Origin of the sequence: Novosphingobium sp. 63-713, assembly GCF_001898925.1 — a bacterium.
GTDB lineage: Bacteria > Pseudomonadota > Alphaproteobacteria > Sphingomonadales > Sphingomonadaceae > Novosphingobium.
Genome location: NZ_MKVS01000026.1, coordinates 141,805 through 163,410 on the forward strand (window position 1 = coordinate 141,805; position 21,606 = coordinate 163,410).

Annotated in this window: 19 protein-coding genes, 3 tRNA genes and 1 pseudogene; 4 read left to right on the plus strand and 19 right to left on the minus strand. The window is 64.4% G+C overall.

Features of this window, described 5'->3' with window-relative positions:
- Position 1 precedes the first annotated feature (1 nt).
- The 11 genes from ribH to BGP00_RS11365 form a co-directional block, all read right to left on the minus strand.
- Positions 2 to 424 carry a 6,7-dimethyl-8-ribityllumazine synthase gene (ribH, locus tag BGP00_RS11315; RefSeq protein WP_292689347.1) on the minus strand — a complete coding sequence of 141 codons (423 nt, stop codon included), beginning with the start codon at positions 422 to 424 and terminating at the stop codon, positions 2 to 4.
- A 14-nt stretch (positions 425 to 438) separates the two neighbouring features.
- A complete protein-coding gene (ribB, locus tag BGP00_RS11320) occupies positions 439 to 1,722 on the minus strand; it encodes a 3,4-dihydroxy-2-butanone-4-phosphate synthase (RefSeq protein WP_168602558.1) in 1,284 nt (427 codons plus the stop codon).
- Positions 1,723 to 1,765: 43 nt separating this feature from the next.
- A complete protein-coding gene (locus BGP00_RS11325) occupies positions 1,766 to 2,791 on the minus strand; it encodes an acyltransferase (RefSeq protein WP_292689351.1) in 1,026 nt (341 codons plus the stop codon).
- A gap of 34 nt (positions 2,792 to 2,825) precedes the next feature.
- A tRNA-Lys gene (locus BGP00_RS11330) sits at positions 2,826 to 2,901 on the minus strand.
- Positions 2,902 to 2,928: 27 nt separating this feature from the next.
- Positions 2,929 to 3,004 (minus strand) — tRNA-Lys (locus tag BGP00_RS11335).
- A 27-nt stretch (positions 3,005 to 3,031) separates the two neighbouring features.
- Positions 3,032 to 3,107, minus strand: a tRNA-Lys gene (locus BGP00_RS11340).
- Positions 3,108 to 3,225: 118 nt separating this feature from the next.
- Positions 3,226 to 4,344: a rod shape-determining protein RodA gene (gene rodA / locus BGP00_RS11345; protein ID WP_292689353.1), complete on the minus strand. Its 1,119-nt coding sequence runs from the start codon at positions 4,342 to 4,344 to the stop codon at positions 3,226 to 3,228.
- Positions 4,341 to 6,431, minus strand: a complete 2,091-nt coding sequence (mrdA, locus tag BGP00_RS11350; protein ID WP_292689355.1) for a penicillin-binding protein 2 — start codon at positions 6,429 to 6,431, stop codon at positions 4,341 to 4,343. Before mrdA ends, rodA begins: the two co-directional genes overlap by 4 nt.
- The gene (locus tag BGP00_RS11355; RefSeq protein WP_292689357.1) at positions 6,431 to 6,976 is read right to left on the minus strand and encodes a rod shape-determining protein MreD; all 546 of its coding nucleotides are present in this window, start codon (positions 6,974 to 6,976) and stop codon (positions 6,431 to 6,433) included. The genes mrdA and BGP00_RS11355 overlap by 1 nt, the downstream gene beginning before the upstream one ends.
- Positions 6,977 to 7,960, minus strand: a complete 984-nt coding sequence (mreC, locus tag BGP00_RS11360) for a rod shape-determining protein MreC (protein WP_292689359.1) — start codon at positions 7,958 to 7,960, stop codon at positions 6,977 to 6,979.
- Between the two features lie 78 nt (positions 7,961 to 8,038).
- Entirely contained in the window at positions 8,039 to 9,085 is a 1,047-nt protein-coding gene (locus BGP00_RS11365; RefSeq protein WP_168602564.1) for a rod shape-determining protein, read from the minus strand.
- Here BGP00_RS11365 and BGP00_RS11370 point away from each other — a divergent pair.
- Both BGP00_RS11370 and mutL read left to right on the plus strand, forming a co-directional pair.
- Positions 9,060 to 9,242 (plus strand): hypothetical protein, encoded by a 183-nt coding sequence (locus tag BGP00_RS11370; RefSeq protein ID WP_168602156.1) that lies wholly within the window; start codon positions 9,060 to 9,062, stop codon positions 9,240 to 9,242. The genes BGP00_RS11365 and BGP00_RS11370 overlap by 26 nt on opposite strands.
- Before the next feature lie 133 nt (positions 9,243 to 9,375).
- Positions 9,376 to 11,181: a DNA mismatch repair endonuclease MutL gene (mutL, locus tag BGP00_RS11375; RefSeq protein ID WP_292689362.1), complete on the plus strand. Its 1,806-nt coding sequence runs from the start codon at positions 9,376 to 9,378 to the stop codon at positions 11,179 to 11,181.
- Positions 11,182 to 11,184: 3 nt separating this feature from the next.
- On the opposite strand, the gene BGP00_RS11380 is transcribed toward mutL, so the two are convergent.
- From BGP00_RS11380 to BGP00_RS11415, 8 genes and pseudogenes are all read right to left on the minus strand, one after another.
- Complete coding sequence (locus tag BGP00_RS11380) at positions 11,185 to 12,426, minus strand: ectonucleotide pyrophosphatase/phosphodiesterase (protein WP_292689363.1); 1,242 nt, start codon at positions 12,424 to 12,426, stop codon at positions 11,185 to 11,187.
- Between the two features lie 37 nt (positions 12,427 to 12,463).
- The gene (locus BGP00_RS11385; protein WP_292689364.1) at positions 12,464 to 12,943 is read right to left on the minus strand and encodes a MaoC family dehydratase; all 480 of its coding nucleotides are present in this window, start codon (positions 12,941 to 12,943) and stop codon (positions 12,464 to 12,466) included.
- Complete coding sequence (gene ychF / locus BGP00_RS11390) at positions 12,943 to 14,043, minus strand: redox-regulated ATPase YchF (protein ID WP_292689365.1); 1,101 nt, start codon at positions 14,041 to 14,043, stop codon at positions 12,943 to 12,945. Before ychF ends, BGP00_RS11385 begins: the two co-directional genes overlap by 1 nt.
- Positions 14,044 to 14,180: 137 nt before the next feature.
- Positions 14,181 to 15,398: a PEP-CTERM sorting domain-containing protein gene (locus BGP00_RS11395; RefSeq protein WP_292689366.1), complete on the minus strand. Its 1,218-nt coding sequence runs from the start codon at positions 15,396 to 15,398 to the stop codon at positions 14,181 to 14,183.
- Between the two features lie 143 nt (positions 15,399 to 15,541).
- Positions 15,542 to 16,108 (minus strand): aminoacyl-tRNA hydrolase, encoded by a 567-nt coding sequence (gene pth / locus BGP00_RS11400; RefSeq protein ID WP_168602569.1) that lies wholly within the window; start codon positions 16,106 to 16,108, stop codon positions 15,542 to 15,544.
- Between the two features lie 113 nt (positions 16,109 to 16,221).
- Positions 16,222 to 16,509 (minus strand): annotated as a pseudogene (rplY, locus tag BGP00_RS11405) (50S ribosomal protein L25); the annotation flags it as partial.
- Between the two features lie 113 nt (positions 16,510 to 16,622).
- Positions 16,623 to 17,495, minus strand: coding sequence for a TraB/GumN family protein (locus BGP00_RS11410; protein WP_292689367.1), 873 nt, complete (start codon positions 17,493 to 17,495; stop codon positions 16,623 to 16,625).
- Complete coding sequence (locus tag BGP00_RS11415; protein ID WP_292689368.1) at positions 17,495 to 18,409, minus strand: TraB/GumN family protein; 915 nt, start codon at positions 18,407 to 18,409, stop codon at positions 17,495 to 17,497. The genes BGP00_RS11410 and BGP00_RS11415 overlap by 1 nt, the downstream gene beginning before the upstream one ends.
- Before the next feature lie 201 nt (positions 18,410 to 18,610).
- Between BGP00_RS11415 and BGP00_RS11420 the strand changes: the two genes are divergently transcribed.
- Positions 18,611 to 19,525 carry a glycine--tRNA ligase subunit alpha gene (locus tag BGP00_RS11420; protein ID WP_168602573.1) on the plus strand — a complete coding sequence of 305 codons (915 nt, stop codon included), beginning with the start codon at positions 18,611 to 18,613 and terminating at the stop codon, positions 19,523 to 19,525.
- Complete coding sequence (gene glyS / locus BGP00_RS11425) at positions 19,522 to 21,576, plus strand: glycine--tRNA ligase subunit beta (RefSeq protein WP_292689369.1); 2,055 nt, start codon at positions 19,522 to 19,524, stop codon at positions 21,574 to 21,576. The genes BGP00_RS11420 and glyS overlap by 4 nt, the downstream gene beginning before the upstream one ends.
- Positions 21,577 to 21,606: the final 30 nt, after the last annotated feature.

Consider the following 21,606-nt stretch of genomic DNA (forward strand, 5'->3'; position numbering starts at 1 on the left):
TTTACGCGCCAAACTTTTCCTTCAGCGCCAGCAGGGCGAGGGCCGCCTTGGCCGCTTCGCCGCCCTTGTCCTTCTGCTTGGGATCGGCGCGCACGATGGCCTGCGCCTCGTTTTCCACGGTCAGGATGCCATTGCCGATGGCCATGCCGTCCATGGTCAGTGCCATGATCCCGCGCGCGCTTTCGCCCGCCACGATTTCGAAGTGATAGGTTTCGCCCCGGATCACCACGCCGATGGCCACATAGCCCTCATATTCGCCCGAAGCCTCGGCCAGCGAGATGGCGCCCGGAATTTCCAGCGCGCCCGGCACGGTCAGCACATCGACCTTATGCCCCGCCGCCTTCAGCGCGGCCCGCGCGCCTTCGACCAGCATGTCGTTGAGGTGGTCATAGAAGCGGGCTTCGACAATCAGAAACTTGGCCATGATAGGTCCTTCAATCAATCAATGCGGCGTTCTTCGGTGATGGTCAGCCCATAACCTTCCAGCGCGACAAGCGTATGATGCGTATTGGTCAAAAGCACCAGCTCATGGATGCCCAGCTCGGCCAGAACCTGTGCGCCCACGCCGTAATCGCGCAATTCCTCAAGCGGCTTGGTGTTGCCGTCGATCGCCAACTGGCGATATTCGAAGGACTTGGACACTTCCGAATGGGGGCGGTTGACGAAAACGATCACGCCCGCGCCTTCCTCGCCGATGATTTCCATCGAGCGGTGCAGCAGATTGGCGCGCGGGCTGTCCTCGCCCAGCAGATCGCTGAACATCGAGGTGGAATGCATGCGCACCAGCGTGGGCTTGCTGGGGTCGATGCGGCCCTTGAGCAGGACGAGATTTTCCTCGCCGGTCGCCTTGTTGGCATAGGCGCGGGCCTGCCAGTCACCGCCGAAACGGCTCTTGAAGGAGGTTTCCGACTTCAGACTGACCATACGGTCATGCTTGCGGCGATAGGCGATCAGGTCGCGGATCGTGGCGATCTTGATGCCATGCTGGCGGCCAAAGAGCAGCAGGTCGTCCAGACGCGCCATCGTGCCGTCATCGCTCATCACCTCGCAGATGACGGCGGAAGGGTTGAGACCGGCAAGGCGCGAAATGTCCACCGCCGCCTCGGTATGGCCGGTGCGCACCAGCACGCCGCCCGGACGCGCGCGCAGCGGGAAGACATGGCCGGGGCTGACGATATCGGCCGGGCCCTTGCTGCCGTCGATGGCGACCGAGACGGTGCGCGCGCGGTCGGCGGCGGAAATGCCGGTGCTGATGCCTTCCTTGGCCTCGATCGAGACGGTGAAGGCCGTGCCCAGCGGGGTGCCGTTGCGGCGGCTCATCGGTTCCAGACCAAGCTGGTCCACACGTTCATGCGAAAGGGCAAGGCAGACAAGGCCGCGGCCATAAGTGGCCATAAAGTTGATCGCAGCAGGGGTGGCCATCTGGGCCGGGATAATCAGATCGCCTTCGTTTTCGCGGTCTTCGTCATCGACAAGGATGTACATCCGCCCGTTGCGGGCTTCCTCGATGATTTCCTCGATGCTGACCAGCACCGGGGTCTCGTCGCTCTCGTCAAGGAAACGCTCGAGCTTGCCCAGCGTTTCGGCGGTGGGGTTCCATTCCGGCTCGTTGACATCGCGCAGGGTGTTGGCATGTAAACCTGCGGCGCGGGCCAGACCGGCGCGGGTCATGCCCCCTTCGTTGACGAGGCGGCGAACGCGATCGATGATGTTCTGTGTCATGAATGTGAGGTAATCACATGAGGCTGTGATTTCAAGAGGCGCATCACATCGTCATCACATTATTTCTTCTCAGTATGCGCCAGGCGGATATATACGCGGCCAAAACCGCCACCAAGACCCCCGCTGCCGCCGCCACGCCCAGCCCGATCCAGTAATTGCCGCCCAATTGCCGGATGCCCTGAAGAATCGGCATTTGCAGGGCAAAGAGCGGGAAGGCGATCCGGCCCAGCCACAGCGCGGCGCGGTGAAACCTGTCGAGCCGCATGGCGCCCGCGATCATCAACGGGCAGGCCAGCACGACAAAGCCGATGTCGAACCACCAGCCTTGCGTCTTTGTCCACCACACCAGCGGCAGCAGCGCAGGCATCAGCGGCAGCGCCATCCACCACGGCACCGGCACCGCAGGCTCTTCCTGCCACCAGCGCGCCAGCACGATGCCCAGCACATAGGCGGCAAGGCAGCGCAGCGCCCCCCAGAAGAAATTGTCGCTTTTTGGCCCCACGTCCAGCCCGTGGAAATGCCACGAGATCCACCCGTCCGCCATCAGCAGCCCCGCCGCCAGCGCAATCAGCCACAACCGCCGCAGCCGCCACAGGCCCAGCACATGGGCGGCATTGCAGGCCAGCTCGCAGGTCATCGTCCATGCCGGAATGTTGAGCGGAAAGGCAAAGGTCCACCACCACACCGGCAGGAGCGCCATATTGGGCAGCGCCGCCAGCAGGAAATTATACATGTCCGCCGAGCGCAGCCAAAGGCGGGGCATCCCGATCAACCCGCCCAGCGCCATCATCGGCCACAGCCGCCAGAAGCGCCGCCGCAGAAACGACCATGGCGCCGCCCCATGGGCCAGCCTAGGCTCCTGCACCCGCGCCATCAGGAAGCCGGAAAGCATCAGGAAGAAATCGACTCCCAGATAGCCCAGCCCAAACACCCTTTGCCCGCCAAACACCGCCCGCACATGCAGCAGCAACACGCAGGAAGCCGCCACCAGCCGCAGCAGTTCCAGACCGGGCAGGCGCTTGATCGAAGGGGAGGGCATATGGGCCATGGCGCGGCCACTATCGACCATCGCGGCAAATGGAAAGTGATCTGTCAGGAAAGGGTGGTGGACGCACTAGGGCTCGAACCTAGGACCCGCTGATTAAGAGTCAGCTGCTCTACCAACTGAGCTATGCGTCCGTCTGTGCCAAAAGGGCCAGAAGATTTTGGTGGACGCACTAGGGCTCGAACCTAGGACCCGCTGATTAAGAGTCAGCTGCTCTACCAACTGAGCTATGCGTCCATCCATGCCGTAAAGGCGAAAAAACCATGGTGGACGCACTAGGGCTCGAACCTAGGACCCGCTGATTAAGAGTCAGCTGCTCTACCAACTGAGCTATGCGTCCGTACCGGTTTTTACGGGGAAGCTTGGTTGGCTTCCCTCCGGAGGCGCCCCCTTTAGCGTGTGATCGCAGGCGCGCAAGTGATTCTTTCAAAAAAATTGCGTGACTTGCCAATTGGGCCTCAACCCAGCCTGCCGCCCGCGCGTTTGCCCCAGCGGTCAACGGCCATGATCGTGCCGATACAGATCATATTGGTCATCATCGAGGACCCGCCATGGCTGATAAAGGGCAGGGGGATGCCCACCACAGGAGCAAGGCCCATGACCATCATCATATTGATTGCCACATAGAAAAAGATCGTCGCGGTCATGCCCGCCGCCAGCAGTTGGCTGAAGCGATCGGGCGCGCGCCGCGCCACACCCATGCCCCAGCGGAACAGCACGACAAAGAACACGAAGAGGATAAACAATCCCCCGATCATCCCCCATTCCTCAGCCATGGTGGCAAAGGCAAAGTCGGTATGCGCCTCGGGCAGGTATTTCAGATGGCTCTGCGTGCCATTGCCCAGCCCCTTGCCGAAAAAGCCGCCCGAACCGATGGCGATCTTCGACTGGGTGATGTGATAGCCCGAACCCAGCATGTCGGCTTCGGGGTCCAGAAAGACCAGCACCCGCTTGCGCTGATAATCATGGAGCGCAAAAAAGAAGGCCAGCGGAGCCACCACCGCCGCCGCCGCACCGCCGCTGATAAACCACCACATCGGCACGCCCGACAGGAACACCACCACCACCGCGCCAAAACAGATCGCCAGCGCCGTGCCCAGATCGGGCTGAAGCATGACCAGCGCGGCAGGAACCCCCAGCAGGATCAAGGGCGGCACCAGAGCGCGCCAACTGCGGATCAGCGTGGGCGGCAGGCTGGCATAAAACACCGCCATCACCAGCACGATGCCCGGCTTCATCAGCTCCGATGGCTGGAGGTTCATAAAGCCGATGTTGAGCCAGCGCTGGCTGCCCCCGCCGACCTTGCCCACCGCCTCGACCAGCATCAGCAGAAAGACGAGGCCGCCATAGATCGGATAGGCCGATTGACGAAACGCGCGTTCCGGCAGGCGCGAAATCGCGATGGCCAGCGACAGGAACAGGCCGAAGTTGAAAATATGCTTCCACGCATAGGGCGACCAATGGCCCCCCGCCGCCGACCACAGCACCGTTGCGCCAAACAGCACCAGCGCCGTCAGCGGGATCAGCACCCGCCATGGCAGGCCGCGCAGAGGCGTGGGGATGACATGCATGCTCATGGATGCTGGCTCGCCGCTGGATTGGTCGTCGCGCCGGGGCTGGGGGATGGCGCCGGGGCGGGCGTGTCATCGGCCACGGGCTCGGGCGCGGGCGGGGCTGCATCCGACTGGATCGGCTGGGGCGTGGGCCGCGCGTCGGCCTCGCTCTCGCGCGCCAGGGCCTCGTCGCTGTCCTGCACGGCGGGGGCGGAGACGCCATATTCGGCGGCATAGGCGCGATATTTGGTGGCCTGCCTCTGCTGGGGCGTGCCGCCCCATCCGGCCTCCAGCTTGGTCAGCGCGTCCCACGCCTTCTGCTGGTCGAACATATAGGTCATGACATCGCGCGCGATCGGCATGGCCGCGCCCGAACCGCCGCCATGCTCAACCAGCACGGCGCAGGCATAGCGCGGTTTGTCAAAGGGCGCGAAACAGATGAAATGGCCATGGTCGCGGTGGCGCCAAAGGCCGCCCTTGCCGTTGCCGATGTTCAGGCCCACGACCTGCGCCGTGCCGCTCTTGCCCGCTAGTTCGACGCCCGGAATGGGGATTTTGGCCGCATGGCCGGTGCCGCGCCCGTTGACCATTTCGTGCATGGCGGAATGGATGAAATCGAGATGTTCCTGCGGCACGCCAAGCGAAGCAGGCGCGGCGGGCTTATCCTCATGCATCAGGCGCGGCATCAGCAATTTGCCGCTGGCCAGACGGCTGGCGATGATCGCCTGCTGCAAGGGGTTCACCTGCACATAACCCTGGCCGATGGTGGCGTTCACGGTATCGTAAACGGCCCATTCCTTGCCATATTTCTTCATCTTCCACGCCGGGTCGGGCACGGTGCCATAGGACTGGCTGGGATAGGGCAGGGGGAATTTCTGGCCATAGCCGATCTTGCGCATCGTGCGCGCGATCTGGTCCATGCCGATCTGCTGGGCGAAGTGATAGAAATAGACGTCGCAGGACTGATAGATGCCCTTGGCCATGTCCACACTGCCGTGACCATGGTGCCGCCAGCAGTGGAACACGCGGTTGCCCACGCGCAGCCCGCCCGAGCAATTGACGCTGGCCTTGGGGTCAAGCCCCGCCTCCAGAAAGGCCAGCGCGACTGTGGGCTTCACCGTCGATCCGGGCGGATAAAGGCCATGCAGCAGCTTGTTGCGCAGCGGCACATGGTCATCGTCCGACAGCATCTTCCATTCCAGCCGTCCGACCCCGTCGGTAAAGCTGTTGGGGTCGAAACTGGGCATGGAAACAAAGCACAGGAGGTCGCCCGTCAGGCAATCGATCACCACGCAGGCGCCGCTTTCCACCCCGATACGGCGCGCGGCATATTCCTGCAAACCGGCATGGACCGTCAGCTTGATCGGCTGCCCCGGCACATCCTCGCGCGTTTCCAGGTCGCGCACGATCTTGCCGCTGGCGGTCACCTCGGTGCGCCGGGCGCCGGGCTGGCCGCGCAGGGTCTGGTCATAGACCTTTTCCAGCCCGTCCTTGCCGATCTTGAAACCCGGCGTGATCAGCAGCGGGTTGTGCTCTTTTTCATAATCCTTGGCATTGGCCGCGCCGACATAGCCCACCAGATGACCCACGCAGGGACCCGAGGGATAATAGCGCGAGAAACTGCGCTGGGGCACCACGCCGGGCAGATCGGGCTGGCGCACCGAAATCGCGGCGAACTGTTCCCAGCTCAGATGCGATCCGGCCTCGACGGGCTGAAACCCGCGCGCCTTGTCCAGCCGGTCGCGCACATCCTGCAGCGCGATCTCGTCCAGCCCCAGCACCTTGGCCAGTTCCTCCAGCGTCTTTTCCTTTTCGATCACCCGGTCAGGGATCAGGTCGACGCGGAAATCGGCGCGGTTGCTGGCGATGGGCTGGCCATCGCGGTCGAGGATCCAGCCCCGGCGCGGCGGAATCAGCGACAGGTTGACCCGGTTGCTTTCCGCCATCATCTGATACTTCTGGCTCTCGGCCAGAGCGATGTAGCCCATGCGCGTGGCCAGCAGCAGGCCGACCCCGCCCTGCAACACGCCCACCACCATGGAGCGACGGTCAAAACTGTCGCGCAGCATGGCCGGCGTGATCAGTTTTGGCGCTTTCTTGCGCTTTGCCATCAACCCAGCACCCGGAATCGCATCAATCGCCAGCGGTCGATCAGGCCGACCGTGCGCCCCACCATCGGATAGGCCAACAGCGCCACCAGCCCTTGCGGCACGACCAGCGCAGGCGCGATCGCCCCGCCCGAATGGCCTGCAATCACCCAGCCCAGCGCCAGATAGGCGGCAATAAACACCCCTGCCACCAGCCAGTCGGTCAGGAAATTACGCCATGGAAAACGCGCCTCGATCAGATCCATCACGATCATCGTGATCGACCAGAGCGCCATGGCCGCGCCAAAGGGGGCCCCGCTGAACAGGTCATCGACCATTCCCAGCACCGCGCCCGCCCAGACCGGCAGCAACCCAGGCCGCAATTGCCGCCATGCCAGCAGCGTCATAAAACCCAGCGGCGGCATGATCGGCGCTATCGAGATCAGAGGCCATCCCGGCAGGCAGGAGGCCAGCGCCACCGTCACCCAAGGCGCGGCATAGGCGATCAACGGCGACGGGGCGCGGCTGATCTGGCGCGCGCTGCCCCGCAAGAGGCGGTTGGCGGGCATTTATTGCGCCGCCTTTTGCTTGGCGGCCTTGGCCGCGGTCGCTTTGGCCTGTGCGTCGGCCTTGGCGGCGGCTTTGGCTGCGGCATCGGCGTCTGCCTTGGCCTTCACCGGATCGGCGGGCGGGGGCAGCGTGGGATCATCGCCCGGCGCCCATGCGGGCAGCACGGCCACCATCTCGCTGACCGCCGGATCGCCCAGCACGCGGGCAATCGCCCCGTCGCGCGTCAGGCTGGAGACCACCGCGATCGGCGTGCCGGGCCAATACAGCCCGCCAGAACCCGACGTCACAAAGGCATCGCCCACCTTGAGCGGATTGATCCCCAGCGTCAGCAACCGCAATTGCAGCGTGCCGTCACCCTTGCCGGTGGCAAAGGCGGGGATGGAATCGCTGGCGCGGCGCACCGGCACCACGCTTTCGGGATCAGTGATCATCAGCACCCGCGCCGAATGCAGGCCCACCTCGAGCACGCGCCCGATCAGCCCCTGATCCGTGCGCACCGGCATCCCGCTTTTTATGCCCTGAAGGCTGCCCACCGAGATTGTGGCATAGCGGCGCGCGCTGGCGCTGGTGCTGGCCACCAGCCAGCCAAAGGCGATCGGCTTGGGCGTGTCCGATGTCAGACCGAGCATGGCCTTGAGCCGCTCGTTCTCCTGCTTCACCGCCGCCAGCTCGACCGCCTGCACCCGGCCCAGAGCGACCTCTTTCTTAAGCCGCGCATTTTCCGGGCCGGAGGTGAAATAGCCCGCCGCCACGCCCCATGCGCCGCCCGCAGCCGAACGCCCCTGCGCCGTCAGTTGCGCCGCAGGCTGGGTCACATCGCTGGCCAGATTGCGCAGGGACGCGAAATTGCCGGTGTTGCCCATCGAGCCAAACAGCAGCGCGCCGCCCACCACCGTGCCCACCGCAGCGGCCACATAGGCAAAGAAGATATTGTTATGCGCCCTGCGCGAATAGCCCGGGCGCCGGTTGCCTGGCGGAGCCATGCATCCCGCCTTTCCTACGCATTATCTGTCCGCCGTGGCCCTATGCCGACGGCGGACAGGGAACAAAAACTCAAACTATCAGGCCGTCATCAACACGCCGCGATAGATCGGATCTTCCATCGCGCGGCCCGTGCCCAGCGCCACGCAGGACAGCGGATCCTCCGCGATCGACACCGGCAGACCGGTTTCCTCGCGCAGATAATCGTCCAGACCCTTGATCAGCGCCCCGCCGCCCGTCAGCACGATGCCCTGATCGACAATGTCGGCGGCCAGTTCGGGCGCGGTGTTTTCCAGCGCGATGCGCACGCCTTCGATGATCGCGCTGATCGGTTCGGACAGCGCTTCGGCGATATTGGCCTGCGTGATCGTGATCTCCTTGGGCACGCCATTGACCAGATCGCGACCCTTGAGGTGGATCGTTTCGCCAATGCCGTCGGCGGGCATCACGGCGATGCCGTAATCCTTCTTGATGCGCTCGGCCGTGGCTTCGCCGATCAGAAGGTTGTGGTGTCGGCGGACATAGGAAACGATGGCTTCGTCCATCTTGTCGCCGCCCACGCGCACCGAGGTGGTGTAGGCCAGACCGCGCAGTGAAAGCACGGCGACCTCGGTCGTGCCGCCGCCGATATCGACCACCATCGAACCGACCGGCTCGGTCACGGGCATATCGGCGCCGATGGCGGCGGCCATCGGTTCGAGGATCAGGTAAACCTGGCTGGCGCCCGCATTGCTGGCCGCATCGCGGATCGCGCGGCGTTCAACGCTGGTGCTGCCCGAGGGAACGCAGATCACGATTTCCGGGTAGCGGAACAGGCTGCGCTTGCCATGAACCTTGCGGATGAAATGCTTGATCATTTCCTCGGCGATTTCGATGTCGGCAATCACGCCATCGCGAAGGGGGCGGATCGCCTCGATGCTGTCGGGGGTCTTGCCCATCATCATCTTGGCATCGTCGCCCACGGCCTTGACGCTCTTGTTGCCGTTGATCGTCTCGATGGCCACCACGCTGGGCTCGTTCAGCACGATTCCCCGGTCCTGCACATAGACAAGCGTATTGGCCGTACCGAGGTCGATGGCCATGTTTTGCGAACCGAATTTCATGAAACGCGAGAAAAAGGACGACATCGAGGCTTCCGTGGCTTTGCCGGACATTCTGAACGTTCGGCAGGATATTTGGGTGTGGGCGCGCCGCTCCATAACGCATGAGCAGCATAAAGGCCAAAAATTTGTTGGCCCTGTCCTGCAATGCGTCAACGGATCGGCGCGAATCGCTTTCGCTTGATCTTGGCCATGGCTGATTCGTGTGACGATTGCACCAACGCGGTGGCGATTGGCCCTATGCATTTGCGGAAAATCGGTGGAAATTCTCGCTGCGGCGTCCTGCGCTTTGCATCAAGGCGTTCTATATGGGGTCCATGCCGATCATCCGCCGCCTGCCCGAAAATCTGGTCAACCGCATTGCCGCCGGTGAAGTGGTCGAGCGGCCTGCCTCTGCGCTCAAGGAATTGATGGAAAATTCCATCGACGCGGGCGCTGGCCAGATCAGCGTGCGCCTGTCCGATGGCGGGCTGGACGCCATTGAGGTGACCGACGATGGCTGCGGCATGGCGCCCGATCAGATGGCGCTGGCGCTGGAGCGGCATGCGACGTCGAAATTGCCCGACGAGGCCATCGAACTGGTCACGACCCTTGGCTTTCGCGGCGAGGCTTTGCCCTCGATCGCCAGTGTTGCGCGCTTTTCCATCGAGAGCCGCCCGCGTGGCGCCGCCGAGGGCTGGCGCCGGGTGGTCGATCATGGCGAGGTGGTCGAGGACGCGCCCGCCGCGCTGCCCCCCGGCACGCGGATCCGGGTGGACAATCTTTTCGCCAAAATCCCGGCGCGGCGCAAATTCCTGCGCAGCGGGCGCAGCGAATATGCCGCCTGCCTCGATGTGGTGCGCCGCCTCGCCATGGCGCGGCCGGAAGTGGGCTTTGTGCTGGAGCATGACGGGCGGCGCGTGTTGTCGGTGCAGCCGGGGCAGAGCGGCCCGGCCCGCGTGGCCCAGATCGTCGCGCGCGAACTGGCCGAGGATGGGGTGATTATCGAGTTGGAGCGCGGCCCGGCGCGGCTGACGGGTGTGGCGGGCCTGCCCACGTTCAACCGGGGCGTGGCGGACCATCAATATCTCTTTGTCAACGGCCGCCCGGTCAAGGATCGCCTGCTGGTGGGCGCGGTGCGCGGGGCCTATGCCGATATGCTGGCGCGTGATCGTCATGCGGTGCTGGCGCTGTTCCTCGATGTGCCGCCCGAGGAGGTGGATGTGAACGTCCACCCGGCCAAGACCGAGGTGCGGTTCCGCGATCCTTCCTTCATTCGGGGCTTTATCGTCTCGGGCCTGCGCCATGCTCTCGAAGGGGCGGGGCAAAAGACCGCCCAGACCCCGGCTGCCCCGGCCATGGCTGCGTGGACATCCGAACCCATCGCCCCATCGGCGCCCGTGCCCAGCCTGTTCGCCCGTCAATATGCGCCATCCCCCAATCGCGTCAGCGAGGCGGGCGCGGCATGGCGTGGCTATGAGGCGCAGGTGATGGCCCCGGCGCAGGACTTGCCGATGGGCCGCGCCGAAGTGTCGCAGGAAGCGCCCCCCGAGGCGGTCCGCCATCCGCTTGGCGTGGCGCGCGGACAGGTGGCCCACACCTATATCATCGCCGAGGCCGAGGACGGTCTGGTGATTGTCGATCAACACGCCGCCCATGAGCGCATCGTGCTCGAGCGGTTGAAGGCGGCCGGGGCAGCGGACAAGGTGGCCGCCGCGCAGGCGCTGCTCCTGCCCGAGGTGATCGAACTGGACGAGCCAGGCTGCGACCGGCTGGAGGAGGCGATCCCGACCTTGGCGCAGCTCGGGCTGGCGCTGGAACGGTTCGGGCCCACGGCGATGCTGGCCCGCTCGGTCCCCGCCGCGCTGGGCAAGGGCGATGTTCAGGCGCTGGTGCGCGATGTGGCCGACGATCTGGCGGCCAATGGGGACGCGCTGCTGCTGGGCGAAAGGCTCGATCTGGTGCTGGCCACCATGGCCTGCCACGGCAGCGTGCGGGCGGGGCGGGCGCTCAATGTGGCCGAAATGAACGCCCTGCTGCGCGAGATGGAAGTGACCCCGCGCTCAGGCCAGTGCAACCACGGACGGCCGACCTGGGTGAAGCTGGCGCATGGGGATATTGAAAAGCTGTTCGGGCGGAAATAGGCCCTACCGCAGCGCCTTTGCCACCGGAGCCGCCGTCCCGTCGCGATCCTTGCCGGGCGCCAGACCTATCAGCCGGCGCAGCAGCGGCTCGATTGCAACATTGTCGAACACCGGCAGATGCGTACCGGGGCGGAAGGCCGGGCCGGTGGCGAGAAACAGCGCGCGCATGTCGGGGCTGGCCGGATCATAGCCATGGTCGCCGCCGTCATCGGGGTGTTCCGGGTTGCCGTCCATGATCCGCGCGCCCGGATCGGGCAGGCACAGCCAGTCGGGCACCCGCGGATTATGGCCGTAATGGAAACGTTCCGGCAATTCTCCCTTGCGCCAGCAATGGATGAAACCGGGCATTTTCTTCAGGCTTTCGGCCAGTTTGGCCTCATGCCCCGGCACATTGTTGATGAACAGGATGCCGCCATAGGAAACGAGCGCGTAATCCTCCTTGGCGACATAATCCTTCAGCCAGATCACGTGGTCGGGAATGGTATGCGCCATGCCGTGATCGGAAACGATGACCATATTGACCCGGCGGTGCATGGTTGCCAGCCCCCGGCGCAGATAGCCGATGGCGGCATCCACATCACGGATCGCGGCGATGGTTTCGGGCGATCCCGGCCCATGGCGATGGCCGTTCACATCCACATCGCCAAAATAGAGCAGTGCCAGACCGGGCCGGATATTCGCGGGCCGACGCATCCAGTCCAGCACCACCTCGGCGCGTTCATGGTTGGGCAGATCGGCGTGATAGGCCTGCCAGTCGCTGGCGCGGGTGCCGTCGATGGCCGTGGTCGATCCGGGCCAGAACATGATGCCGCTGCGGATATGGGCGCGCTCGGCGGCTACCCAGATCGGCTCGACATGCACCGGGCCGCCGCTGCCGTCCCACCACCATGGCTGCTCGCTGGATTTGCCGAAGATGACGCCGGGATGGGCCGGGTCGCTCATCGCGCCGTTGATGATGCCGTGCCGGTCGGGGCGAAGGCCCGTGGCCAGCGTCCAGTGATTGGGGAAGGTGATCGAAGGAAAGGATGGCGTCATCGTGCCCGACACGCCCTTGGCCGCGATCGCCGCCAGATTGGGGGTGAGGGCGGGGCTGATATAATCGGGGCGCAAACCGTCGATGGAAATCAGGATCGTGGGGATGCGTTCAGGCGCCTTGCCGCGCGCGGCGGCGGGCGGAACCAGCCCAGCCAGCGATAGGGCCAGCGACAGGAACAGGGCGGCCATCAGACGGAAAAACTGCTTCATGACCATCGCCCTGAACCCGTAATCTTGCAAATTCGCGTCAATCCTCAAAGGGGGCTGACGGATCGCGCAGGGCGATCATGCCGGTGACAAGGAAACTCATCACTGCGCGGTTTTCCTGATTGAACACGGTGTTGCGCCGCCGGATCAGACCCATTTCCGGGCGCGAACGGCTGCGGCGCTTTTCCAGCAATTCCGATTCCACGCGCAGAACGTCGCCCGGATAGACCGGCGCGCTCCAGCGCAATTCATCGACTCCCGCGCCGCCCATGCTGGCGATGCCTTTTTCATGCATCTGATCCACCATCATCCGCATGGTCATTGCGCAAGTGTGCCAACCGCTGGCCGAAAGGCGGCCGAAATGGCTGTTGGCCGCCGCCTCGTCGGACAGGTGGAATTCATGCGGATCATAGGCGCGGGCAAAGTCGATGACTTCGTCGCGCTTGACCTCATACTGGCCGAACTTGTGGATTTCGCCCGGCACGAGGTCTTCGAAAAAGGTCCGGAATTCAGCACTCATCACACGTTGAACTTGAAGTGGAACACGTCGCCGTCCTTGGTGACATATTCCTTGCCTTCCTGACGCAGCTTGCCCGCATCGCGGCACGGCCCTTCGCCGCCCAGCGAGACGTAATCGTCATAGGCGATTGTTTCGGCGCGGATAAAGCCGCGTTCAAAGTCCGAGTGGATCGCGCCCGCCGCCTGCGGGGCCTTCGAGCCCTTGGCCACGGTCCATGCGCGCGCTTCCTTGGGGCCGACGGTAAAGAAGGTCAGCAGGCCGAGCAATTCGTAACCGGCGCGGATGATACGCGCGAGGCCCGTTTCGGCAAGGCCCAGTTCGGAGAGGAATTCGGTGCGTTCATCGGGGTCCATGCCCACCAGATCGGCCTCAATGGCAGCCGACACGATGACGGCGGTGGCGCCTTCGGCCTTGGCCTTTTCGAACACCTTGGCCGAGAAGGCGTTGCCCGTGGCCGCGCTTTCTTCCTCGACGTTGCAGACATAGAGCACGGGCTTTGCGGTCAGCAACTGGGCCTGCGCAAAGACGCGCGCTTCGTCCTCATCCTTGGGCTCGGTCAGGCGGGCAGGCTTGCCCTCGCGCAGCAGTTCCAGAGCCTGACCCAGCACGGAGACGAGGATCTTGGCTTCCTTGTCGCCGCTGTTGGCCTTCTTTTGCGCTGCCGCAACGCGCTTTTCCAGACTTTCCAGGTCGGACAGCATCAGTTCGGTTTCGACCGTTTCGGCGTCCGAAATAGGGTCCACGCGGTTGTCGACATGCTGGATGTCGTCATTTTCAAAACAGCGCAGCACATGGACGATGGCGTCCACTTCGCGGATATTGCCAAGGAACTGGTTGCCCAGACCTTCACCCTTGGACGCGCCGCGTACGAGGCCCGCGATGTCAACAAAGGACAATTGCGTGGGGATGATCTTCTGGCTGCCGGCAATCTCGGCCAGCTTATCAAGGCGCGGATCGGGCACGCCCACCTGACCCACGTTGGGCTCGATGGTGCAGAAGGGATAATTGGCCGCCTGCGCCGCCTGCGTTTCGGTCAACGCATTGAACAGGGTGGACTTGCCCACGTTGGGCAGGCCGACGATCCCGCATTTGAAACCCATCGCTCGATCCTTTTAATCGCCTTGCGGCCTGCCTTTATGCAAGGCAGGCGCGCGTCATTGGCCCCCGCTGAGGCGGGGCCTTGGTCATGGGCGCGCGATGGTCCAGCCAAGGGGCGAAATCAAGGGAAAAGTGGGGTTCAGGCAGGCTTGCCTTGTCCGCTCTGGCTGTCCTTGGCCTGCCCGCCGGGCGCGCCCTTGCCCCGGCGGCGGCGCCAAGAGGCAAAGCCCAACCCGGCCACGCCGATACCCATCAGGCCAAAGGTGCCCGGTTCGGGAACATCGGTCGCGCCCGCTCCCTTATCCTTGTCGCCAAAGTGGAAGCCGTCGAACCAGCCGTTGCCATGTTCACCGTTTCCGCGCCCGCCATCGCCCTTATGGCCGTCGCGGTCAGGCCCGCCTGCGCCGGGGCGATCTCCGCCCGGAGCGTCCGCAGGTCCGCGCCCGCCAGAGGTTGCGCCGCCCGGTCCGCCATTGCCGCCGGGGCGAATATTGGGATCGCGCGGACCAAAGGGATCGCGCCCGCCGGTCGATCCGCCGCCGCCGGTTGCCGCGCCGCCGGTGGTCCCGCCCGTGCTGGAAACCGCGCCGCCCGACGTGGTCGAGCTGGTGCTGGTCACGCCGCCCGAGGTTGCGCCCTGGCCCTGACCGGAACCTTGTCCGCTGGCTGAACCGCCCGATGAACCGCCGCTGCTGCTCACAGCCTGCTGTCCGCCCGAGGTCGAGCCGGTGCCCTGAGAGCCAGTGCCGCCGGTGGAGCTGGCGCCTGCCGACTGGCCGTTGGGCGCCAGCGAACTGTTGGAGGCGCCGCCCGATCCGCCTGATGGGTTGCCGGGGCCGCCGCTGGTGCCGCGCGATGCGGTGGGGCCGATGCCATTGGCGCCGTTGTTGCGGGCAAAGCCGTCGCCGGTGCCGTCAAAGGGTGTACCATCGGCGCGCAGATTGCCGCTGCCCGAAGGGGTCGCGCCCGTGCCGATGCCGCGCCCGACGCCCAGCGGACCGCGTGTATTGGTCAGATTGGCCGGGTTGCCCGAAGCGCCGATGCCGGTGCCCAGCACGGCGGGGCGGCCCAGCGGCGCAGCCTTGCCCGCATCGGGCGCGCCCACGCGGATGGCCATGCCCTTGGCGTCCAGCACCTTTGCGCCATGGCCTTGCCCGATGCCTTCGCCCAGACCCTTGACCGCGCTTGAAACCGTGGCGTTAAAATCCTTGGGGCAGCCGCAGTCCACTTTGCGCGTCCAGCCCAGAATCGCCAGAATGATGCTGCCGATGGTGACGCCGGTCAGCAGCCAGTTCTGCTTTTGCGTGCCTTGCTGGTGCGCGCCTTGCTGGTGCCCACGTTGCTGGGTCTGTGCCATAATGCCCCGTTCTGTCGGCGCGGCGGGGCAGGTTGCCCAACAATGGCGCCATCTATTGGGCGCGATCTATGGGACAGGAACGGTTGAAGCGCGGTTAATGATAAAGCAACGCGCCAGTATCGCACGAAGTATGGCGTTGAAATTCAGCCAAGCCGCAGCGCAACATCATTCATAAACCGCACGTCATCGCCCTTGGCCAGCCATGGCGCCTCGGCGGCGATGGCGCCCAGCATGTCGGCCAGATCGTCCATTTCGGCCTTGGCGTAATTGCCAAGCACATGGCCCGTCACGCGGTCCTTGTGCCCCGGATGGCCGATGCCGATGCGCACGCGGCGATAGTCGGGGCCCATATGCTGGGCGATCGAACGCAGGCCATTATGTCCGGCATGGCCGCCGCCGGTTTTGACCTTGACCTTCATGGGGGGCAGGTCAAGTTCGTCATGAAAGACAGTCAGCGCATCGGGCGTGAGCTTGAAAAAGCGCATCGCCTCGGCCACCGAACGCCCGCTTTCGTTCATGAAGGTGGCCGGTTTCAAGAGGATCACCCGCTCTGTGCCGATACGGCCATCCTGAAGCCAGCCCTGAAACTTCTTTTGCACCGGGCCAAAGCGATGCATGTCCGCAATCACATCGCAGGCCATAAAGCCCACATTGTGGCGGTTCATCTTGTACTGGTCGCCCGGATTGCCAAGGCCCACCCACAATTGCATCGTTTCAAAATTCCCGTCTGGCGCAAAGAAAAGGCGGGAAAGACAGGCCGGCTTCCGGCCATCTTTCCCGCCTGTTTCATCGCCGCATCATGCGGCGCCTGTCGCAATTAAGCGCGCAGGAAGTCCACGTGCTCGGGACGGTCGCTCACCGGGTGGAAGGCGACGTCCTTGGGGGTGGTCTTGATGGTCTGGCCGTCAACGGTCAGCTCGATCACGCCGTCGAAGAAAGTGCCGGTGTTGAGCTGACGGATCAGCTCCTTGGCTTCGACGTGGATCGCGATGGGTTCGGCATTGCCACCATAGATCACGGCGGGCACGCGGCCTTCACGACGCAAGGTGCGGCTGGCTCCCTTGCCAGTCTTCGCACGCGTCTCGGCCGGCAGGGTCAGGGTATTGCTCATAACACAAGCCTTTCAAAACTTCTGGAACCAAAATACACCCGACACGCCTCCAGGGATGACCATGCCGGGCAAGCGCGGGCCCTTAGGCGCAACGCGGGCGAAAAGCAAGGATGCTATTGCACCCGCGTGACGCGATAGCCCCGCGCGGAAAGCATGGCGGGCAGGCCGTCTGGTCCGGCCATATGCGCCGCGCCCACCGCGACAAAAGGATGCGCGCCGGTGGCAAGGCTCTGGGCGATTTTTGCGCTCCATGCGCGATTGCGGCCGGTATAGAGCGCCTCACGCAGGACCGGATCGGCCAGAATGCCGCGATTGGTTTCCTGCGCCAGCGTGGCGACATCGCCCTTCTTCCACGCGGTTGCCAGATCGGCGGGGGGCTGCGTATCGGATCGCTCGTCGGACAGGGCCTCGTCCAGCAGGCGGCGCTGGGCGCTTTCGGGCAGGCGGTCGAAGATGGCCAGTTGCGCGCCTGCGCCTTCCAGTTCGATGATCCGCTTGGCTCCCGCTTCGGTCAGAACAGCGCGGTCTATGCCATAGGCCGGGTTGCCCGTGGCCGCCTCGCGCGCCAGCATCAGCGCGGCGGCCCAGGTTTCGGTATCGGCAAAATCAGCGGGTTTGGCATGGGCGGCGGCCAGCGCCCGCGTCAGGGCAGCGCGGTTTTGCGGCGAGACACGCGCGTCCAGAGGGGGCAGGCCGGGCGTATGGGCCAGCGATTGGAACGCCCGCGCCGTGGCCGCATCGTCGTTCAGCGCGGCGATTTCGACGATCACCGTATCGGCCCCATCCCATGCCGTCGCCACCGCGCCCTCGCGCCAGTCCGCCGCGCGGGGCAGGGCGTGGATCGTGCCCAGCAGCCAGCCCTTTTGCCCGCCGGGGCCTTCAATCTGCCACAGCGCGGGATGAACCGTTTCGGGCCGATGCAGCCCATACCAGATCGCGCCGCCCGCCAGCGAGAGCGCGGCAAGGGCGGCCCAGCCTCGTTTCATTACTGAACCCGCGTGGCGATGATGCCCTGCTTGGCCAATTGCTCCTGCACGCTGCCATGTCCGGCCAGATGGCCCGCGCCCACCGCGATGAAGACCTTGCCGGGCTTGGTCAGCCGCTCGCCGATCCATGCCGCCCAATTGCGGTTGCGGCCCAGCAGCAGCGCTTCGGCCAGCTTGGGGTCGCTCTGATCGGCATTGATGAGTTTGGCCAGACGCGCGGCATTGCCCACCTTCCAAGCCGCGATCATCGCGCCCAGTTCGGTGGTGATCTTGGGAGAATTGATCGCCACTTCGCGCAAATAGCCGCGCTGCGAGGCGAGAGGCAGCGAATCGAACAGGCCAAGCTGATATTCCGGCGTTTCGAGCGCGGCATGTTCGATCCCGCGCTCCTGCGCCATTTTGACAAGGCGGCCGTCAACCCCGTTGGCCGGATCATAGCCCGACTTCATCAGAGGCAGGGTCGAGAGCGCCACGGCGGCATACCACGGGCGGAAGCCGTCAAACATGGCGGGCGCCAGACCATTGCCCGCCAGCGCCTTTTCCAGCGCCTTGCGCGTCGTGGGCGAGAGCGTGGCGCGCAGGTTCTGGCCCTGCGGCAGCATCGCCTTGTCCATCACGATGGCGCGCATTTCTTCCGGTTTTTTCTCGATAATCTCGGTCACCAGCGAGGTCGATTCCGAAAAGGCCTGCGCCACAGCGCCATCGAACCAGTCGATATTAGCGGGCAGGGCGTGGACCGTGCCGAACAGATAGATCACCGTGTCCCCGCGCTGCACTTTCCACAAGGCCGGGCGGGCGACATGCGGACTGGCCAGCTTCTGGCTGGCGACCGGGGTGGGATGGCGCTGGACCTTGGCGGCGGCCGGCGTGACAAATGCCAGCGCAGCGGCCAGCAGCGCCCAGGCACAAGCCATGGCGCGAATGAGGCGGGGGAGAATGACCTTCGACATGGCGGCCCCTATAAAGATCCTGCGTCCCCTGTCGATTGCGCTAATGAGCGAATGAAAGGTTAATGCGGGCGGAAATTACGCTCTGTGCGGGCAAAAAGGGGGTTTTTGCCGCCCTTGATCCGTCACCCTTGACCCTTTGCGGGCCATACGCCAAAGGCAGGCCCTATGAGCGAAACAGCACCTCTGGCCAAAAAGCCGCTGAGCTTTCAGGACATGATCCTGACCCTCCATGATTTCTGGAGCAAGCAGGGTTGCGCCATTCTGCAACCCTATGACATGCGGATGGGCGCGGGCACATTTCACCCCGCCACAACCCTGCGCGCGCTTGGCCCCGAACCGTGGAAGGCCGCTTATGTGCAGCCCAGCCGCCGTCCGACCGACGGCCGCTATGGCGAAAACCCGAACCGCCTTCAGCATTATTACCAGTATCAGGTGATCCTCAAGCCTTCGCCGGAGAATTTGCAGGAGCTGTATCTGCAATCGCTGGCCGCGATCGGTGTGGACCCGCTGGCCCATGACATCCGCTTTGTCGAGGATGACTGGGAAAGCCCGACGCTGGGCGCCTGGGGGCTGGGCTGGGAGGTCTGGTGCGACGGTATGGAGGTGACGCAGTTCACCTATTTCCAGCAGGTCGGCGGGTTTGACTGCAAGCCGGTTGCGGGCGAGCTGACCTATGGGCTCGAACGTCTGGCCATGTATATTCAGGGCGTGGACTGGGTTTACGACTTGCGTTTCAACGATGCGGGCGTGACCTATGGCGACGTGTTCCTGAAGAATGAGCAGGAAATGTCGAAGTACAATTTCGAGGTGGCCGACACCGAGCAATTGTTCAAAGGCTTTGCCCATGCCGAGGCCGAGGCCAAGCGCTGCATCGAGGCGAAGATCCCGCTGGCCGCTTACGATCAGGCCATTGAAGCGTCGCATCTCTTCAACCTGCTTCAGGCGCGCGGCGTGATTTCCGTGCAGGAACGCGCCAGCTATATCGGCCGCGTGCGCGATCTGGCCAAGGGCGCGTGCGAAGCGTGGATCGAGAAGAACGAGGCCGAATGGGCCGTGAAATTTCCGGGGTGGACGAAATGAGCGATTTCCTTCTTGAACTGCGCAGCGAGGAAATTCCCGCGCGTATGCAGGCAGGCGCGCGGGCCGAACTGGAAAAGCTGTTTCGCGGCCAAATGGCGGCAGCGGGCGTTGCGGTTGGTGAACTGACGCTGTGGTCGACGCCGCGCCGTCTGGCGCTGATCGCGCGCGGGCTGCCCGTGGCGACGCAGGCGGTGCGTGAGGAAGTGAAGGGCCCCAAGGCTTCGGCGCCGGAACAGGCGCTGGCCGGGTTCCTGCGCAAGACAGGCCTGACGCGCGAGCAATTGGAAGAGCGCGATGGCGTGTTCTTCGCCGTGACCGAAAAGCCGGGCCGCGCGACGGCCGATGTGCTGGCCGAGGCGATCCCCGCCATTGTGCGCGGTTTTGCCTGGCCCAAGAGCCAGCGCTGGGGCGCCGCCTCGCTTTCGACCGAGAGTTTGCGCTGGGTCCGGCCGCTTCAGGGTATCATTGCGCTGCTCGACGGCGCGGTGGTGCCATGTGAGGTTGGCGGCATCGTGTCGGGCCGCGAGACGGTGGGGCATCGTTTCCATTCCTCGGGCGCGGTCAGCGTGGCCGATGCCGACAGCTATGCCGATGACCTGCGCGCCGCGCATGTTCTGGTGAACCACGAAGAGCGTCAGGACATTATCCGCGCCAAGGCCAAGGAGGTGGCCTCGGCCGCCGGTCTGACCTTGGTTGAGGATGAAGGTCTGGTGATCGAAAACGCAGGCCTGACCGAATGGCCGCAGCCCTTGCTGGGCCGGTTTGATGAGGCTTTCCTTGAGGTTCCGCCCGAGGTGATCCAGTTGACGGCGCGCATCAACCAGAAATATTTCGTCTGCGAAGATGCTGCGGGCAAGCTGGCGAACGCTTTCGTCTGCACCGCCAATATCGACGCCATCGATGGGGGCGAGGGCATCATCGCGGGCAACCGCAAGGTGCTGGCCGCGCGTCTCTCCGATGCGCGTTTCTTCTGGCAGCAGGATTTGAAAACCCCGCTGGCGGTGCAGGCCAAGAAGCTGGAGCGCATCACGTTCCATGAGAAGCTGGGCACGGTGGCGCAGCGTCAGGAGCGCTTTGTTGCGCTGACCGGTGCGTTTCAGGGCGCGCTGGCCGACAGCGTCGATCATGCCCGCGCCGCAGCCGCCATTCTCAAGGCTGATCTCGTCACGGAAATGGTGGGCGAATTTCCCGAATTGCAGGGTCTGATGGGCGGTTATTACGCCGCCGCCGAAGGTCTGCCCGCGCCGGTGGTGGCCGGCATCCGCGACCACTATAAGCCTGCGGGCCAATCGGACGAACTGCCGGTGGAAGGCGCCGCGATCCTGACCGCGATCATCGACAAGGTGGACGCGCTGGTCGGCTTCTTTGGCGCCGATCTCAAGCCGACCGGTTCGAAAGACCCGTTTGCGCTGCGCAGGGCGGCGCTGGGCGTGATCCGGTTGATTACGGAAAACGGGCTGCGTTTGAACCTGTTGCCCTTGTTTGAGGCGGCGGCCGGGCTCTATCGCGATCAGGGCGTGGCAGTGAATGGCGCTGCCGATGATCTGCTCACCTTCTTCGCTGATCGCCTCAAGGTCCAGCAGAAGGAAGCGGGCGTCCGCCACGATCTGATCGACGCGGTGTTTGCGCTTGGCGGCGAGGACGATCTCGTCCGCCTGCTCGCCCGCGTCCATGCGCTGCAAGCCTTTGTGCAGACCGATGACGGTAAAAACCTGCTGGCCGGTTACAAGCGCGCAGCCAATATCCTCAAGGCCGAGGAAAAGAAGGGCTGGGACGCGGGGGTCACCAATCCTGCGCCCGAACCGGCCGAAGCGGCGCTGATGGCTGCGCTGGCCGATGCGGCGCCGCGTGCGGAAAAAGCCGTGGCGGATGAGGATTTCACCGGGGCCATGGCGGCTCTTGCCTCCTTGCGCAGCGCGGTTGACGAGTTCTTTAACCACGTCATTGTTAACGCTGACAATCCCGACATCCGCTCCGCGCGCTTAGGTCTTTTGTCGCAATTGCGTGCTGCAACGCACAAAGTGGCTGACTTCTCGCGGATCGAAGGCTAGGGCGGGGCAAACTACAAAGGCCGATTCGTT

What these genes read in the sequence shown, in the direction of transcription:
- ribH (WP_292689347.1), bottom strand. Translation starts at nt 424, where the DNA reads ATGGCCAAGTTTCTGATTGTCGAAGCCCGCTTCTATGACCACCTCAAC.
- ribB (WP_168602558.1), bottom strand. Translation starts at nt 1,722, where the DNA reads ATGACACAGAACATCATCGATCGCGTTCGCCGCCTCGTCAACGAAGGG.
- BGP00_RS11325 (WP_292689351.1), bottom strand. Translation starts at nt 2,791, where the DNA reads ATGGTCGATAGTGGCCGCGCCATGGCCCATATGCCCTCCCCTTCGATC.
- rodA (WP_292689353.1), bottom strand. Translation starts at nt 4,344, where the DNA reads ATGAGCATGCATGTCATCCCCACGCCTCTGCGCGGCCTGCCATGGCGG.
- mrdA (WP_292689355.1), bottom strand. Translation starts at nt 6,431, where the DNA reads ATGGCAAAGCGCAAGAAAGCGCCAAAACTGATCACGCCGGCCATGCTG.
- BGP00_RS11355 (WP_292689357.1), bottom strand. Translation starts at nt 6,976, where the DNA reads ATGCCCGCCAACCGCCTCTTGCGGGGCAGCGCGCGCCAGATCAGCCGC.
- mreC (WP_292689359.1), bottom strand. Translation starts at nt 7,960, where the DNA reads ATGGCTCCGCCAGGCAACCGGCGCCCGGGCTATTCGCGCAGGGCGCAT.
- BGP00_RS11370 (WP_168602156.1), top strand. Translation starts at nt 9,060, where the DNA reads ATGAAACGCGAGAAAAAGGACGACATCGAGGCTTCCGTGGCTTTGCCG.
- BGP00_RS11365 (WP_168602564.1), bottom strand. Translation starts at nt 9,085, where the DNA reads ATGTCGTCCTTTTTCTCGCGTTTCATGAAATTCGGTTCGCAAAACATG.
- mutL (WP_292689362.1), top strand. Translation starts at nt 9,376, where the DNA reads ATGCCGATCATCCGCCGCCTGCCCGAAAATCTGGTCAACCGCATTGCC.
- BGP00_RS11380 (WP_292689363.1), bottom strand. Translation starts at nt 12,426, where the DNA reads ATGAAGCAGTTTTTCCGTCTGATGGCCGCCCTGTTCCTGTCGCTGGCC.
- BGP00_RS11385 (WP_292689364.1), bottom strand. Translation starts at nt 12,943, where the DNA reads ATGAGTGCTGAATTCCGGACCTTTTTCGAAGACCTCGTGCCGGGCGAA.
- ychF (WP_292689365.1), bottom strand. Translation starts at nt 14,043, where the DNA reads ATGGGTTTCAAATGCGGGATCGTCGGCCTGCCCAACGTGGGCAAGTCC.
- BGP00_RS11395 (WP_292689366.1), bottom strand. Translation starts at nt 15,398, where the DNA reads ATGGCACAGACCCAGCAACGTGGGCACCAGCAAGGCGCGCACCAGCAA.
- pth (WP_168602569.1), bottom strand. Translation starts at nt 16,108, where the DNA reads ATGCAATTGTGGGTGGGCCTTGGCAATCCGGGCGACCAGTACAAGATG.
- BGP00_RS11410 (WP_292689367.1), bottom strand. Translation starts at nt 17,495, where the DNA reads ATGAAACGAGGCTGGGCCGCCCTTGCCGCGCTCTCGCTGGCGGGCGGC.
- BGP00_RS11415 (WP_292689368.1), bottom strand. Translation starts at nt 18,409, where the DNA reads ATGGCTTGTGCCTGGGCGCTGCTGGCCGCTGCGCTGGCATTTGTCACG.
- BGP00_RS11420 (WP_168602573.1), top strand. Translation starts at nt 18,611, where the DNA reads ATGAGCGAAACAGCACCTCTGGCCAAAAAGCCGCTGAGCTTTCAGGAC.
- glyS (WP_292689369.1), top strand. Translation starts at nt 19,522, where the DNA reads ATGAGCGATTTCCTTCTTGAACTGCGCAGCGAGGAAATTCCCGCGCGT.